9 protein-coding genes are annotated in these 15901 nt (G+C 72.4%); 8 read left to right on the top strand and 1 reads right to left on the bottom strand.

Annotated features, from left to right (window positions below; all coding sequences use genetic code 11):
• Nucleotides 1–123 precede the first annotated feature (123 nt).
• From ACWZEH_RS24355 to ACWZEH_RS24345, 3 genes are all read left to right on the top strand, one after another.
• A complete protein-coding gene (locus ACWZEH_RS24355; RefSeq protein ID WP_456193234.1) occupies nucleotides 124–999 on the top strand; it encodes a sulfotransferase family protein in 876 nt (291 codons plus the stop codon).
• A 359-nt stretch (nucleotides 1000–1358) separates the two neighbouring features.
• A complete protein-coding gene (locus tag ACWZEH_RS24350) occupies nucleotides 1359–3410 on the top strand; it encodes a M4 family metallopeptidase (protein WP_456193233.1) in 2052 nt (683 codons plus the stop codon).
• A 105-nt stretch (nucleotides 3411–3515) separates the two neighbouring features.
• Complete coding sequence (locus tag ACWZEH_RS24345) at nucleotides 3516–4037, top strand: DUF1990 domain-containing protein (RefSeq protein WP_456193232.1); 522 nt, start codon at nucleotides 3516–3518, stop codon at nucleotides 4035–4037.
• 45 nt (nucleotides 4038–4082) lie between these two features.
• Here the strand turns inward: ACWZEH_RS24345 and ACWZEH_RS24340 are convergent, their stop codons facing one another.
• Complete coding sequence (locus ACWZEH_RS24340) at nucleotides 4083–6749, bottom strand: glycosyltransferase family 1 protein (protein WP_456193231.1); 2667 nt, start codon at nucleotides 6747–6749, stop codon at nucleotides 4083–4085.
• Nucleotides 6750–7039: 290 nt separating this feature from the next.
• On the opposite strand from ACWZEH_RS24340, the gene ACWZEH_RS24335 reads away from it, so the two are divergent.
• The 5 genes from ACWZEH_RS24335 to glgB all read left to right on the top strand — a co-directional run bounded on the left by ACWZEH_RS24335 (nucleotide 7040) and on the right by glgB (nucleotide 15879).
• Complete coding sequence (locus tag ACWZEH_RS24335; RefSeq protein WP_456193230.1) at nucleotides 7040–7612, top strand: S8 family serine peptidase; 573 nt, start codon at nucleotides 7040–7042, stop codon at nucleotides 7610–7612.
• A 212-nt stretch (nucleotides 7613–7824) separates the two neighbouring features.
• A complete protein-coding gene (locus ACWZEH_RS24330) occupies nucleotides 7825–10119 on the top strand; it encodes an alpha-1,4-glucan--maltose-1-phosphate maltosyltransferase (protein ID WP_456193229.1) in 2295 nt (764 codons plus the stop codon).
• Nucleotides 10116–11816, top strand: a complete 1701-nt coding sequence (treS, locus tag ACWZEH_RS24325) for a maltose alpha-D-glucosyltransferase (RefSeq protein WP_456193228.1) — start codon at nucleotides 10116–10118, stop codon at nucleotides 11814–11816. The genes ACWZEH_RS24330 and treS overlap by 4 nt, the downstream gene beginning before the upstream one ends.
• A gap of 95 nt (nucleotides 11817–11911) precedes the next feature.
• A complete protein-coding gene (locus ACWZEH_RS24320) occupies nucleotides 11912–13369 on the top strand; it encodes a maltokinase N-terminal cap-like domain-containing protein (RefSeq protein ID WP_456193227.1) in 1458 nt (485 codons plus the stop codon).
• Nucleotides 13370–13401: 32 nt separating this feature from the next.
• Entirely contained in the window at nucleotides 13402–15879 is a 2478-nt protein-coding gene (gene glgB / locus ACWZEH_RS24315) for a 1,4-alpha-glucan branching enzyme (RefSeq protein WP_456193226.1), read from the top strand.
• The last annotated feature ends 22 nt before the right edge of the window (nucleotides 15880–15901 follow it).

The following is a 15901-nucleotide window of genomic DNA, read 5'->3' as shown; positions in this document are numbered from 1 at the left end:
CAAACGCCTGGTGGCGGCCGGTGTGTGCGGACCGGCCGCCCCGGTGCGTCGCCTCCCGGACACCTCACGTTCGTCTGCCGCCCCTGGACTGCGGCCAGCACACGGCGAGAAAGAGGTGGCACGGTGAAGGACCCACGGATCTCCGCGATCGGCAAGGGACTGAGGCGTCGGGGGAAGCTGATGGCGCAGGCCGTCAGCCCGCCGCGCCGCCGCCTCGACGCGGTGCCGGCTCCCCGGCCCGCGGCGGCCCCGTACGTGGCCCCGCCCGCGCCACGTCTGGTGGAGTCCCCGGTGTTCGTGCTGTCCTCGGTACGCTCCGGATCGACGCTGCTGCGTGTGCTGCTGAACAGCCACAGCCGGATCCGCGCCCCGCACGAGATGCACCTGCGCACCCTGCACGTCCGGTTGTCCCGCTCCTTCAGCGTGGACGCCATGCGGGCCCTGCAACTGGACCGGGAAGAACTCGAACACCTCCTGTGGGACCGGGTGCTGCACCTGGAACTGACCCGCAGCGGCAAGGACGTCATCGTCGACAAGACCCCGCCCAACACCCTCGTCTGGCCCCGGCTGCACCGATGCTGGCCCGACGCCCGCCGCATCGTCCTGCTGCGCCACCCGGGAGCCGTCGTCGCCTCCCTGACCGCCCGCCGCACCGACCCGGACCACGCGGCCATCCGCGCCGAGGTCCTCGGCTACGCCGAGAAGCTGGAGGAGGCGCGGCACGACCCCGACGCCCACGTGATCACCTACGAGGACCTCACCACCGCGCCGGAGCGGGTGACCCGGGGCGTGTGCGACCACCTCGGCGTGCCCTGGGAGCCCGGCATGCTCGACTACGGCAGCAAGGACCACGGCGCCTTCCGCCCCCAGCTGGGCGACTGGTCCGACACCATCAGGTCCGGCCGCATCCACGCCGCCCGCCCGGCCGCCCCGGACACCGAACTCCCGCCCCGCCTGCGCGAACTGGCCCGCGCCTGGGGCTACACCGAGGGCGCCTAGAGGGTCCTGAGCCGGTGACGCGCCGTCGGCACGAGGCCGGCGATTCGAGGATCCGAGCGCCCCGTCCCGCCTCCGGCCACACGTGGGAAACGCTCCGTTAATCGAACCCGAACTCCCGGACAACGGACGGTTTCCGGCCAAGTTTCTGACGCGCCCCTGACAGAAACCGCGGTCACCTGCCACTCTTCCCACGGCCCCTGCACGACAACCCCACAGCGCCACCGCACCGTCGTGCCCCGGCCGTCGCTCCCGCACAACAGCACGTGGTACCGCGTACCGCCCTGTTCTGCCCGGCCTGCTCACCAGCCGGCCGGTCTCCCCTGGCCGCACAACCCGTGGCCGTGCAGAAGGAGTCAGTGTTGAGAAGCAGGTCCTCCCACAGACGCACCCCCCACGCCAGCCTCCGCCCCACGCACCGCCGCACCGCGGCGGTCGCCCTCGCCGGGGTCGCCGCCCTGGTGGCCACGGCCGTGCAGGCCGGCAGTGCCACCGCGGCCCCGGAGGCCGCACCTGCGGCCCGGCCGAAGCCCGCCGCGGAGTCGGTCCCGCTCACCCCCGCCCAGCGCGCCGAACTGATCCGCGAGGCGAACGCCACCAAGGCGGACACCGCCGAGGACCTCGGTCTGGGCGCGAAGGAGAAGCTCGTCGTCCGTGACGTCCTCGAGGACCGCGACGGCACCGTCCACGTCCGCTACGAGCGCACCTACGACGGCCTGCCCGTCCTCGGCGGCGACCTGGTCGTGCGGGGCGAGAGGCCCGGCGCGGCCGAATCCGTCGTCAAGGCCACCCGTGCCGCGGTGAAGCCCGCCACGACCACGGCCACGGTGTCCACCGCCGAGGCGAAGCAGCAGGCGCTGTCCGCCGCGAAGGCCGAGGACGCCAAGAGCCCCGAGGTGGACCGCGCCCCGCGCAAGGTGGTCTGGGCGGCGAGCGGCACCCCCACGGTGGCGTACGAGACGGTCGTCGGCGGACTCCAGCACGACGGCACCCCGCAGGAACTGCACGTCGTCACCGACGCCACCACGGGCGAGAAGCTCTACGAGTGGCAGGCCGTCCGGAACGCCACCGGTCACACCGTCTACAGCGGCACCGTCGACCTGACCTCCACCCGGTCCGGGTCGACGTACAACCTCACCGACGGCGCGCGCGGCGGACACAGGACGTACAACCTCAACCGCGGCACCTCCGGCACCGGCACCCTGTTCTCCGGCTCCGACGACGTGTGGGGCAACGGCAGCCCGTCGAACCCGGAGTCGGCGGCCGCCGACGCCCACTACGGGGCCGCACTGACCTGGGACTACTACAAGAACGTGCACGGCCGCAGCGGCATCCGCGGGGACGGCGTGGGCGCCTACTCCCGGGTCCACTACGGCAACAACTACGTCAACGCCTTCTGGTCGGACAGCTGCTTCTGCATGACCTACGGCGACGGATCGGGCAACGCCAACCCGCTGACCTCGATCGACGTCGCCGCGCACGAGATGACCCACGGTCTCACCTCGAACACGGCGGGCCTGGTATACAGCGGCGAGTCCGGCGGCCTCAACGAGGCGACCAGCGACATCTTCGGCGCGACCGTCGAGTTCTACGCGGCCAACTCCTCCGACGTCGGTGACTACCTCATCGGCGAGGAGATCGACATCAACGGCGACGGCACCCCGTTGCGCTACATGGACAGGCCGAGCCGGGACGGCGCGTCCAAGGACGCCTGGTACTCCGGGATCGGCTCGATCGACGTGCACTACTCCTCGGGCCCCGCGAACCACTTCTTCTACCTGCTGAGCGAGGGCAGCGGCACCAGGACCGTCAACGGCGTCAGCTACGACTCGCCCACCTCGGACGGCCTGCCGGTCACCGGCATCGGCCGCGCCAAGGCGGAGAAGATCTGGTTCCGCGCGCTGACCACCAAGTTCACCTCGACCACCAACTACGCGGGCGCCCGCACCGGCACCCTCGCGGCCACCGGTGAGCTGTACGGCACGGACAGCGCCGAGTACAGGGCGGTGCAGGACGCCTGGGCCGGCGTCAACGTCGGCGCGCGCTCCGGTGGCGGCGGGGGCGGCACCACCTTCGAGAACACCACCGACGTGTCCATCCCGGACAACGGCGCGGCGGTCACCTCGTCGGTCACCGTGACCGGCCGGGCGGGCAACGCTCCGTCCAACCTCCGGGTCCCGGTCGACATCGTGCACACCTGGCGTGGTGACCTCGTCGTCGACCTGCTGGCCCCGGACGGGACGGCGTACCGCCTCAAGAGCCGCAGCTCCGGCGACTCCGCGGACAACGTCAACGAGACCTACACGGTCGACGCCTCCTCCGAGACCGCCAACGGCACCTGGCGGCTGAGGGTGCAGGACCAGGCCGCCCGGGACACCGGCCACATCAACAGCTGGGGACTCACCTTCCCGTAGGCCGCCGCGGGCAGCCCGCGGAACGGGGCGCCGCCCCGGAGGCCGGGCCTCCGGGGCGGCGCCCCGCCGTCGACGGCTCCGGGCTCCGCCCTACTCTTGGGTCCCATGTCTTCGGCGGACTTCACCCACGACCACGTCGGCGCGACCCGTGAACCGGGTTTCTGCCCTCCCGGATTCCATCCCCTGCACGTCCGCACCCGCCTCGGCGAGGGCGAGACGGTCTTCCGCCAGGGCGCGGAGGCGGTCCTGTCCTGGGAGCTGCACCGGGCCCTGGGGGTCGGGTTCGACACCACCGCCGACCGCGCGGCGCCCGGTGTCGACGTCACCGTCACGCTCGCCGGAGTGGTCCGGGCGCCCTGCCGGGTGGTCTGGACGGTGGAGGAGCACCGCAGAGCCGGCTGGGCGTACGGCACGCTGCCCGGTCATCCGGAGTGCGGCGAGGAGGCCTTCGTCGTGGACCGCACCGGTGACGGGACGGTGTGGCTGACCGTCTCGGCGTTCAGCAGGCCGGCCAGGTGGTACGCGCGGGCGGCCGGCCCGGCCGGCCGCGGCCTGCAGCAGGCCTGGGCCCGCCGCTGCGGCACGGTGCTGCGCCGCCTCGCGACGAAGGGTCTCGAGGAGTTCTGAGAACTCCTCGAGACCCTTCGTCCTCACCTGCTCACTCGCTCCGCCTCACCTCATCAGCAGCCCCGCCGCCCCCAGGACCCCCTCCGGGGGGACCGCGACCAGGCCCAGTTCCGTGCCCTGCGCCAGCAACCGGTGGCTGGGCAGGATACGGACCGTGTAGCCGAACGGTCCGGTGCGGTCCAGGCAGAGCGGGCCCTCGTACACCCAGCGGCCCTCCAGGTCGGCGGCGCCCACCGGCTTCAGCGGCACGGGGGTCGCGTCGGCGATGCGGTCCTCCTCGTCCACCCGCCCGGAGACGGCCTGGACCTCGACGTCGTCCGGGCCGAGGTCGCCGAGGCCCACGCGCACCCGCAGCCCGAGCGTGGTGCCGAGTTCCGCGGTGCCCGGCGTCTCCGACGCCTCGACGTGGTCGACGCTCACCTCGTGCCAGGCGGCGCGCACCCGGGCCTTCCACCGGGCGAGGTCCCGCGCGGCGTCCGGATCCATCGCGCGGTGGCTGCCGGCGGCGGGCGCGTACAGGCGCTCGACGTACTCGCGGACCATGCGGCCGGCCAGCACCTTCGGGCCGAGCAGGCTCAGGGTGCGCCGGACCATCTCCAGCCACCGGTCCGGCAGTCCGCTCTCGCCCCGCTCGTAGAAGCGCGGGGTGATCCGCTGCTCCAGCAGGTCGTAGAGCGCGGCGGCCTCCATGGCGTCGCGCCGGTCCGGGTCGTCCCCCACCGCCGAAAGCGTGGAGGTGCCCCCATCCACCCCGTCCGCGGTGGGGATGGCCCAGCCGAAGTCGGGCTGGAACCACTCGTCCCACCAGCCGTCCAGCACCGAGAGGTTGAGACAGCCGTTGAGCGCGGCCTTCATGCCGCTGGTGCCGCACGCCTCCAGCGGACGCAGCGGGTTGTTCAGCCAGATGTCGCAGCCCGGGTAGAGCTTCTGCGCCATCGCCATGCCGTAGTCGGGCAGGAACACGATCCGGTGCCGGACGCGCGGGTCGTCGGCGAACCGGACCAGTTCCTGGATGAGCCGCTTGCCGCCCTCGTCCGCCGGGTGCGCCTTGCCCGCGACCACGATCTGCACCGGCCGCTCGGGGTGCAGCAGCAGGTTCGTCAGCCGGCCCTGGTCCTGCAGCATCAGCGTCAGCCGCTTGTACGAGGGGACCCGCCGGGCGAACCCGATGGTCAGCACGTCCGGGTCGAGCACCCGGTCGATCCAGCCCAGCTCCGCCGTCCCCGCGCCGCGCTGCCGCCAGGAGGCGCGCAGCCGCTCCCGCACCTCCATCACCAGCAGGGCGCGCAGGGACCGGCGCAGCTCCCAGATGTCCTCGTCCGGGATGTCGGCGACCGAGTCCCAGCGGTCCGAGCCGCCGACGGCCAGCGCCTCCTCGGCCCGCTCCGCGCCGATCTGCCGGGCGCCGAGCCGGAACACCTCGGGGGCGACCCAGGTGGGCGCGTGCACCCCGTTGGTGACGGAGGTGATGGGCACCTCCTCGGGGTCGAACCCGGGCCACAGCCCGGCGAACATCCCGCGGCTGACGCTGCCGTGCAGCAGGGACACGCCGTTGGCGCGCTGCGCGAGGCGCAGGCCCATCACGGCCATGTTGAACAGGCCGGGCTCGCCGCCGGGGTACGTCTCCGTGCCGAGCCCGAGGACACGGTCGACGTCGATGCCCGGCAGTTCGGTGTCGGGGCCGAAGTGGCGGGCGACCAGAGCGCGGTCGAAGCGGTCGATGCCGGCCGGTACGGGGGTGTGCGTGGTGAACACGGTCCCGGCCCGGACGACCTCCAGGGCGGCGTCGAACTCCAGCCCTTCGGCGCCCAGTTCGGCGATGCGCTCCAGACCGAGGAAGCCGGCGTGGCCCTCGTTGGTGTGGAACACCTCCGGCGGTGCGTGCCCGGTGAGCCCGCAGTACGCGCGCACCGCCCGAACACCCCCTATGCCGAGCAGCATCTCCTGGAGCAGCCGGTGCTCGCTGCCGCCGCCGTAGAGCCGGTCGGTGACGCCGCGGGCGCCCGGGTCGTTCTCCTCGACGTCGGAGTCGAGCAGGAGCAGCGGGATCCTGCCCACCTGGGCCAGCCAGATCCGGGCGCGCAGCGACCGGCCCCCGGGCAGCGCGAGGCTCACCAGGGTGTGCCTGCCGTCGGGTTCCTCGAGCTGGACGAGGGGCAGTTCGTTGGGGTCGAGGACGGGGTAGTGCTCCTGCTGCCAGCCGTCCCGGGACAGGGTCTGGCGGAAGTAGCCGTGCCGGTAGAGCAGGCCGACGCCGATCAGCGGGACGCCGAGGTCGCTGGCGGCCTTGAGGTGGTCGCCGGCGAGGATGCCGAGCCCGCCGGAGTACTGCGGCAGGGCGGCCGTGATGCCGAACTCCGGGGAGAAGTAGGCGATGGCGTCGGGCAGTTGGTCGCTCCGCGACCGAGTGCCGGACTGGGTCTGGTACCAGCGGTCGCCGGTCATGTACGTGTGCAGGTCGTCCGCGGCCGCGTCGAGGCGGTCCAGGAACGCGCGGTCGCCGGCCAGCTCGGCGAGCCGCTCGGGTCCCACGCCGCCCAGCAGCCGTACGGGGTCGCGGCCGCAGGCGGCCCAGCGTTCGGGGTCGACGGACTGGAAGAGGTCGCCGGTCGGCGTGTGCCAGGACCAGCGCAGGTTGCGGGCCAGGTCGCTGAGGGGCCGGAGGGGGTCGGGGAGAACGGGTCGGACGGTGAATCGACGGATCGCCTTCAAATTCCACCTCGGCGCGAGTCGCGGTGCAAAGGGACAGCAGTGTGCGTCCGGTCGTCCCGTACGACACTACCGGCGGAAACGGTATCCACGGGGGAAGTCGGACAACCCGGCACCGGCGCACCCCCACCCGAACGATTCGCCGCGCGGCGGATATGGCCGGTTCCCTGCCCGCAGGCGTCCTTGTGGTGCTTCGTTCCGCACGAGACGCTGCCACGGTGGCGTGCCGGCCCGCGCCGGGTGCACCCCGGCCCGCGGCGCCGCACGCCGAGTCGAGGAGGGGAACTCCGACCATGGCGCTGAACGCCGCCGTCCGCGCCTCCATCGCGTCCGGCGTCAGCTACACGGTCGCCGCGGGCAACGGGGGCGGGCCGGCCGCGCTGTACTCGCCGGCGGGGGTCGAACAGGCGATCACGGTGGGCGCGACCGGCCGGCAGGACAAGGAACCGGCCTTTTCGAACCACGGCTCGGCCGTGGGTCTGTTCGCCCCCGGGGCCGCCGTCACGTCGGCGTCCGCCGCGCGCGACACCGGGCGGGTCACCGCCTCGGGTACGTCGATGGCGTCCCCGCACGCGGCGGGCGCGGCGGCGCTGTATCTCGCCGGGCACCGGCGGGCGGCTCCGGCGCAGGTGACGAAAGCCCTGGTCGAGGGGGCGACGGCCGGAAAGTTCGGCGGCCGCGGACTCGGGTCGCCGAACCGGCTGTTGCGGACACCGGCGCCCTGGTGCGGCGTTTCCCGGCCCCGCGCCCCGACCGCCGACGGCGTCGGCGGGGGAACGGGCGACGGCGTGGGAGCGGGTCCGTCGAGGACCGGTTGCGCCCTGCACGGCGAGGCCGGTCTTGTGTGTCGACATACGCGCGAGTAGTTAACAAAGCGCCGGATTGCCCACCCGAACAGGGTGGGAAGGCTTCTGCGGTACACCCCTCAGGAGCACCGCCGTGCACCACGGGACACGACGGGGCATCACGGTACGTCACGCAGGATCGCGCAGGACCACGCAAGGACCACGCAGGACCACGCAGGACCCACCTCCCCACAGTCATCCGCCCACCCACGTTGACGCGGACAGGAGCGGTCATGCCCGCCAAGCACCCTTCGTCATCCCCTCCTCCACAGCCCGACGCCGTAAGGACACCCGCGGCGCCCGGTTCCGGGACACCGGCGCGGCCGGGCCCCGGAACGGCCCCGAAACCCGGCCCGCCACGGCCGTCCGCGAAGCGCGGTTCCGGGACCTCCCCGGTACGGCCGGGCAACGGGGGCACAACTCTGCCGCCCTCACCGACGCCGGCGCCCGAGCCCTCCTCCCTCGGCCCCGCCACCCCCGCCACCTCCGTGGGCCGTATCCCCGTCCTCGACGTCCGGCCGAAGGTCCGCGAGGGGCTCCGGCCGGCGAAGGCGGTCGTCGGGGAGTCGTTCGAGGTGTCGGCGACCGTGTTCCGTGAGGGGCACGACGCGGTGGCCGCCAATGTCGTCCTGACCGACCCCGAGGGCCTGCCGGGCCCGTTCACGCCGATGCGGGAGCTGGCGCCCGGCACCGACCGGTGGGGGGCGACCGTCACCGCAGGGGGGACGGGGCACTGGACGTACACCGTGGAGGCGTGGAGCGATCCGGTCACCACCTGGCGGCGCCACGCGCGGATCAAGATCCCGGCGGGCATGGACACCGACCTGGTGCTGGAGGAGGGCGCCCGGCTGTACGAGAAGGCGGCGGCCGGGGTCCCGGAACCGGACCGCCGGGCCGTGCTCCTCGCCGCCGCGGACGCGCTGCGCGACGAGCGGCGTCCGGCGTCGTCCCGGCTGGCGGCGGGGCTGACGCCGGGGGTGGACGCGGTGCTGGCCCGGTATCCGCTGCGGGAGCTGGTCACCGGCAGTGAGCCACTGCCGCTGCTGGTGGAGCGCGAGCGCGCCCTGTTCGGCTCCTGGTACGAGTTCTTCCCCCGCTCCGAGGGCACCGCGGACGAACCGCACGGCACCTTCCGCACCGCCGCCCGCCGGCTGCCCGCGATCGCCGCGATGGGCTTCGACGTCGTCTACCTCCCCCCGATCCACCCCATCGGCACCACCTTCCGCAAGGGCCCCGACAACACCCTCCACGCCGGCCCCCACGACGTCGGCGTCCCCTGGGCCATCGGCTCCCCCGAGGGCGGCCACGACGCCGTCCACCCCCGACTGGGCACCCTGGAGGACTTCACCTGGTTCGTCGGGCAGGCCGCCCGCCACGACCTGGAGATCGCCCTGGACTTCGCCCTCCAGTGCTCCCCCGACCACCCCTGGGTCCACAAACACCCCCAGTGGTTCCACCACCGCCCCGACAACACCATCGCCCACGCGGAGAACCCGCCGAAGAAGTACCAGGACATCTACCCGCTCGCCTTCGACGCGGACATGGACGGCCTGGTCACCGAGACCTGCCGCGTCCTGCGCCACTGGATGGCAGCGGGGGTGCGGATCTTCCGCGTCGACAACCCGCACACCAAACCGGTGGTGTTCTGGGAACGCGTCATCGCCGACGTCAACCGCACCGACCCCGACGTCATCTTCCTGGCCGAGGCCTTCACCCGCCCCGCGATGATGCGCACCCTCGCCGCCGTCGGCTTCCAGCAGTCCTACACCTACTTCACCTGGCGCACCACCAAACAGGAACTGACCGACCACCTCACCGAACTCTCGCAGGACACCGCCTCCTACATGCGGCCCAACCTCTTCGCCAACACCCCCGACATCCTGCACGCCTACCTCCAGCACGGCGGCCGGCCCGCCTTCGAGGCCCGCGCCGTCCTCGCCGCCACCCTCTCCCCCACCTGGGGCATCTACAGCGGCTACGAACTCTGCGAGAACACCCCCCTGCACGACGGCAGCGAGGAGTACCTCCACTCCGAGAAGTACCAGCTCACCCCCCGCGACTGGGACACCGCCGAACAGACGGGCCGCACCATCACCCCCCTCATCACCCGCCTCAACACCATCCGGCGACAGAACGCGGCCCTTCGCCGGCTGCGCGGTCTCCACTTCCACCAGGCGGACCAGGACCCGGTCATCGCGTACTCGAAGCGGCAGGGTGCGAACACGGTTCTCGTGGTCGTCAATCTCGACCCCCACCACACCCAGGAGGCCACGGTCTCGTTGGACATGCCGCAACTCGGCCTGGACTGGCACGAGTCGGTGCCGGTGCGCGACGAGCTCACCGGCGAGACCTACCACTGGGGCAGGGCCAACTATGTGCGTCTCGGGCCGGGCGGAGCACATGTGTTCGTCGTCGGCCCGCAATCCTCGGGCCGCGCGGCGACGGCCGCCGACGCCGCGTCCCCCGATGAGCACGGCACGGTTCTGCGACCGTCCACCCCGCAGATCGGAGGGTCACCCGCATCATGATCGTCAACGAGCCCGTACCGGACACCTTCGAGGACACACCGGCACAGGACCGCGACCCGGACTGGTTCAAACGAGCCGTCTTCTACGAGGTCCTGGTCCGCTCCTTCCAGGACAGCGACGGCGACGGCATCGGCGACCTGAAGGGACTGACCGCCAGGCTCGACTACCTGCAGTGGCTCGGCGTCGACTGCCTCTGGCTGCCTCCCTTCTTCAAGTCGCCGCTGCGTGACGGCGGTTACGACGTCGCCGACTACACCGCCGTCCTGCCCGACTTCGGCGACCTCGCCGACTTCGTGGAGTTCGCGGACGCCGCCCACCAGCGGGGCATGCGTGTGATCATCGACTTCGTCATGAACCACACCAGCGACCAGCACCCGTGGTTCCAGGAGTCCCGCCGGAACCCGGACGGCCCCTACGGCGACTACTACGTCTGGGCGGACGACGACAAGCAGTACCAGGACGCGCGGATCATCTTCGTCGACACCGAGGCCTCCAACTGGACGTACGACACGGTCCGCGGGCAGTACTACTGGCACCGCTTCTTCTCGCACCAGCCGGATCTGAACTACGAGAACCCGGCCGTGCAGGAGGAGATGATCTCCGCGCTGAAGTTCTGGCTGGACCTGGGCATCGACGGTTTCCGGCTGGACGCGGTGCCGTACCTCTACCAGGAGGAGGGCACCAACTGCGAGAACCTGCCCGCCACGCACGCCTTCCTCAGGCGGGTGCGCAAGGAGATCGACGCGCAGTATCCGGACACCGTGGTCCTCGCCGAGGCGAACCAGTGGCCGGAGGACGTGGTCGACTACTTCGGCGACTACGCCGTCGGCGGCGACGAATGCCACATGGCCTTCCACTTCCCGGTCATGCCCCGCATCTTCATGGCCGTACGCCGCGAGTCCCGCCACCCCGTCTCCGAGATCCTCGCCAAGACCCCCGCCATCCCCTCGGGCTGCCAGTGGGGCATCTTCCTGCGCAACCACGACGAGCTGACCCTGGAGATGGTCACCGACGAGGAACGCGACTACATGTGGGCCGAGTACGCCAAGGACCCCCGCATGCGCGCCAACATCGGCATCCGCCGCCGCCTCGCCCCGCTCCTGGACAACGACCGCAACCAGATCGAACTCTTCAACGCCCTGCTGCTGTCCCTGCCCGGCTCGCCGATCCTCTACTACGGCGACGAGATCGCCATGGGCGACAACATCTGGCTCGGCGACCGCGACGCCGTCCGCACCCCCATGCAGTGGACCCCCGACCGCAACGCCGGCTTCTCCTCCTCCGACCCCGGACGGCTGTTCCTGCCCACGATCATGGACCCGGTATACGGCTACCAGGTCACCAACGTCGAGGCGTCCATGGCCTCGCCGTCCTCGCTGCTGCACTGGACCCGCCGGATGATCGAGATCCGCAAGCAGAACCCCGCCTTCGGTCTCGGCACCTACACCGAACTCCCCTCCTCCAACCCCGCCGTCCTCGCCTTCCTCCGGGAGCACGAGGACGACCTGGTGCTCTGCGTCAACAACTTCTCCCGCTTCGCCCAGCCCACCGAACTCGACCTGAGCGCCTTCGAGGGCCGCCACCCGGTCGAACTGTTCGGCGGGGTGCGCTTCCCCGCGGTGGGAGCACTGCCGTACCTGCTGACCCTCGGAGGCCACGGCTTCTACTGGTTCCGCCTGCGCGGGGCCGCCGCGTAGCACACGGGGAACCCGGGGTGGGGCGGTTTCTCCCGCCCCGCCCGGGGCACGCATCAGTAACACCCCGACGATCCCGGGGAAAGGACGCGACTGAAATGTCGGAAGCCGTCATACGTACGGTCGCACCCCCGCCAGGCCTCCTTGTGTCACTGGATCCACTGCTCAGGGAATGGCTGCCGCGACAGCGCTGGTTCGCGGGCAAGGGGCGGCCGGTCACCGGGTTCACCCTGGTCGCGGCCACCGAGCTGCTGCCGCCCACCGCCCGGCTGGGCCTGTACCACCTGCTCGTCCGCGCCCACCAGCCCGACCCGTCCGTCCCGCCCGGTTCGCCCGTCCCCGACGGCGGCACCGCCCACCCCGGTGACTGCTACCAGCTGCTGATCGGTGTGCGCGAGGCGCTGCCGCCCCGGCTGGCGGGCGCGCTGATCGGGCACGTGAGCCAAGGCCCGCTCGCCGGACGGACGGTCTACGAGGCCCTGCACGACACCCGGCCCGCCGAACTGCTCCTGGAGGCCCTGCGCACCCGGGCCCGGATCGGCGTCCTGCGCTGCGAGCGGGACCCGGGGCAGGAGATCCGGCCCGGTCTGGTGCCGCGCCTGATGACGGTCGAGCAGTCGAACTCGTCCGTCGTCTACGGAGACACGTTCATCCTGAAGCTGCTGCGCCGGATCGTGCCCGGGACCAACCCCGATCTGGAGCTGCCGCTGGCGCTGGCCCGCGAGGGCTGCCCGCGGGTGCCTCCGCCCACGGCGTGGCTGGTCGCGGACCCCGACCCGGCCGACTCCGGCGAACCGCATGTGCTGGGTGTGCTCCAGCCGTTCGTCCAGGGCGCGACGGACGGCTGGGAGCTGGCGCTGCGGGAGCTCGCCAAGGGCGAGGACTTCGTCGCCGAGGCGCGCGCGCTGGGGCGGGCCACCGCCGAGGTGCACACCGCGCTGGCCCGCGCGCTGCCCACGGTCACCCTGGGCCGCAGCCGGCTGCGGATCATGGTCGCCGGCATGGCCGAGCGGCTGGCGGCGGCCGTCCGGGCGGTGCCCGCGCTGCGGCCGTACGCGGCCGGTCTCGGCTCGGCGTACACCGCGCTGGACGGCCTGGCCGCCGAGGGGCAGACCTGGACCGCCCAGCGGGTGCACGGCGATCTGCATCTCGGCCAGTGCCTGCGGTCCCCCGCCGGGGGCCCCTCGCACGCTTCCGGCAGTGGGGGGGAGTGGTCGCTGATCGACTTCGAGGGCGAACCGGCCCGCCCGCTCGCCGAGCGGCGGATGCCGCAGCCCGTGGTCCGGGACGTGGCCGGCATGCTGCGCTCCTTCGACTACGCGGCCCGCTTCGCGGACCCGCCGCAGCCGGACTGGGCCGAGCACTGCCGGGCGGCCTACTGCTCCGGCTACGCGGAAGCGGCGGGCAGGGACCCGCGCGCCGATCCCGTGATGCTGCGCGCGTACGAGACGGACAAGGCCGTCTACGAGGTGCTGTACGAGGCCAGGCACCGCCCTCAGTGGCTCCCGGTCCCGATGGCGGCGGTGCGCAGGCTCGCCGGCGCCGACCAGACCTGACCCACCCGTCCTTCCCTCAGGAGGCCCCGCCCGTGACCCCCCGCCCCGAGTCCAGCGGTTCGCATCCGGAGCAGCCGGCCGAACAGCGGCCCACCGAGCCGCCGGCGTCCGCGCGGAAGAAGAAGCCCCCGGCAGCCAAGGCGATGTCCCAGAAGGGCGGTTCGAAGAAGGGTGCCGGGAAGAAGAGCGCGGCGAGCGAGGCCACGACGACGAAGGGCGCTGCGAAGCAGGGCAGGGTGAAGAAGGCCGGGGCCGTGCGGGTGGCGGCCTCCGGCACGGACCCGGCGGACGGCCGGCTCGCCCCGCCGGATGCGGAGCTCGCGGTCTCCCCCGCTCTGGGCACCGACGACCGGGAGCGGCTGCTGGACGGCACGCACCACGACCCGCACGCGGTGCTGGGCGGGCATCCGGTGCCGGGCGGGGTCGTCTTCCGGGTGTTCAAGCCGTACGCCCTGGCCGTGACCGTGGTCTTTGGGGACCTCACCGTCGAGCTGCACGACGACGGGAGCGGGTTCTTCTCGGCACTGCTGCCGCTGCGGGAGGTCCCGGCGTACCGGCTGCTCGTGGCGTACGAGGGGACGGTGCGGGAGGCCGAGGACGCGTACCGGCTGCTGCCCTCGCTCGGCGAACTCGATCTGCACCTGATCGGCGAGGGGCGGCACGAGGAGCTGTGGACGGTGCTCGGCGCACATCCCATGACCCACCAGGGTGTGCGGGGCACCCGGTTCGCGGTGTGGGCGCCGAACGCGCGCGGGGTGCGGGTGGCGGGCGGCTTCAACTTCTGGGACGGTACCGGGCACCCCATGCGGTCGCTGGGCTCGTCCGGGGTGTGGGAACTGTTCGTGCCGGGGGTCGCCGAGGGTGAGCTGTACAAGTTCGACATCACCCGGCCCGACGGTTCGAGGACCCTGCGCGCCGACCCGATGGCACGGCGTACGGAGGTCCCGCCGGCCACCTCGTCGATCGTCACGTCGTCGCGGTACGCGTGGGGTGACGCCGAGTGGCTGGAGCGCCGCGCCCACGTGCCCGCGCACGAGGCGCCGCTCTCGGTGTACGAGGTCCATCTGCCCTCCTGGCGACCTGGCCTGACGTACCGCCGACTCGCGGATCAGCTCCCCGCGTACGTGAAGGACCTGGGGTTCACGCACGTCGAGTTGATGCCGGTCGCCGAGCATCCCTTCGGCGGCTCCTGGGGCTATCAGGTCACCGGTTTCTACGCGCCCACGGCCCGCCTCGGCACCCCGGACGACTTCAAGTACCTGGTCGACGCCCTGCACCGGGCGGGGATCGGGGTGCTGATGGACTGGGTTCCGGCGCACTTCCCGCGTGACGAGTGGGCGCTGGCCGAGTTCGACGGCCGGCCGTTGTACGAGCACGCGGACCCGCTGCGGGCGGCCCATCCCGACTGGGGGACCCTGGAGTTCGACTTCGGGCGGCGCGAGGTGCGCAACTTCCTGGTGGCCAACGCCCTTTACTGGTGCGAGGAGTTCCACATCGACGGGCTGCGCGTGGACGCCGTCGCCTCGATGCTGTACCTCGACTACTCGCGCGAGCCCGGCCAGTGGCAGCCGAACGAGCGCGGCGGCCGGGAGAACCTGGACGCGGTGGCCTTCCTCCAGGAGATGAACGCGACCGTGTACCGCAGGGTGCCCGGTGTGGTGACGGTCGCGGAGGAGTCCACGGCCTGGGACGGCGTCACCCGGGCCACCCACCACGAGGGCCCGAGCGGTTTCGGCGGACTCGGCTTCGGGCTGAAGTGGAACATGGGCTGGATGCACGACTCGCTGGAGTACATGAGCCACGAGCCGGTGCACCGCAGGTACCACCACCACGGGATGACGTTCTCGATGGTGTACGCCTACAGCGAGAACTACGTGCTGCCGATCTCGCACGACGAGGTCGTGCACGGCAAGCGGTCACTGGTCTCGAAGATGCCCGGCGACTGGTGGCAGCAGCGCGCCGGCCTGCGCGCCTACCTCGGCTTCATGTGGGCCCACCCCGGCAAGCAACTGCTTTTCATGGGGCAGGAGTTCGCACAGGGCGCCGAGTGGTCCGAGCAGCACGGCCCGGACTGGTGGCTGCTGGACCCGGCGTACGGCGCCGAGGCCGACCACCGCGGGGTGCGCGACCTGGTGCGCGACCTGAACACCGTGTACGGGCACACCCCGGCGCTGTGGCAGCGGGACACCGAGCCCGCCGGGTTCCGGTGGGTGGCCGGGGACGCGGCCGAGGACAACGTGCTCGCGTTCCTGCGGTACGACCGGGACGGCACCCCGCTGCTCGCGGTGTCCCACTTCGCCCCCGTGGTCCGGCACGACTACCTCATCGGCGTCCCGGACGACGTGCCCGCCTGGCACGAGGTCCTGAACACCGACGCGGGCCGCTACGGTGGCGGCGACGTCGCCAACCCGGGCCCGGTCAAGCCGGAGCCGCAGGGCCGGCACGGCTTCCCGGCGAGCGTCCGGCTGATCCTGCCGCCCCTGGCCACGGTCTGGCTGCGCCCGGCCTGACCGGCCCGGCCGTCGCCGGGCC

The organism is Streptomyces yamdrokensis (assembly GCF_053890455.1).
This window is presented reverse-complemented; position numbering and strand designations above follow the sequence as displayed.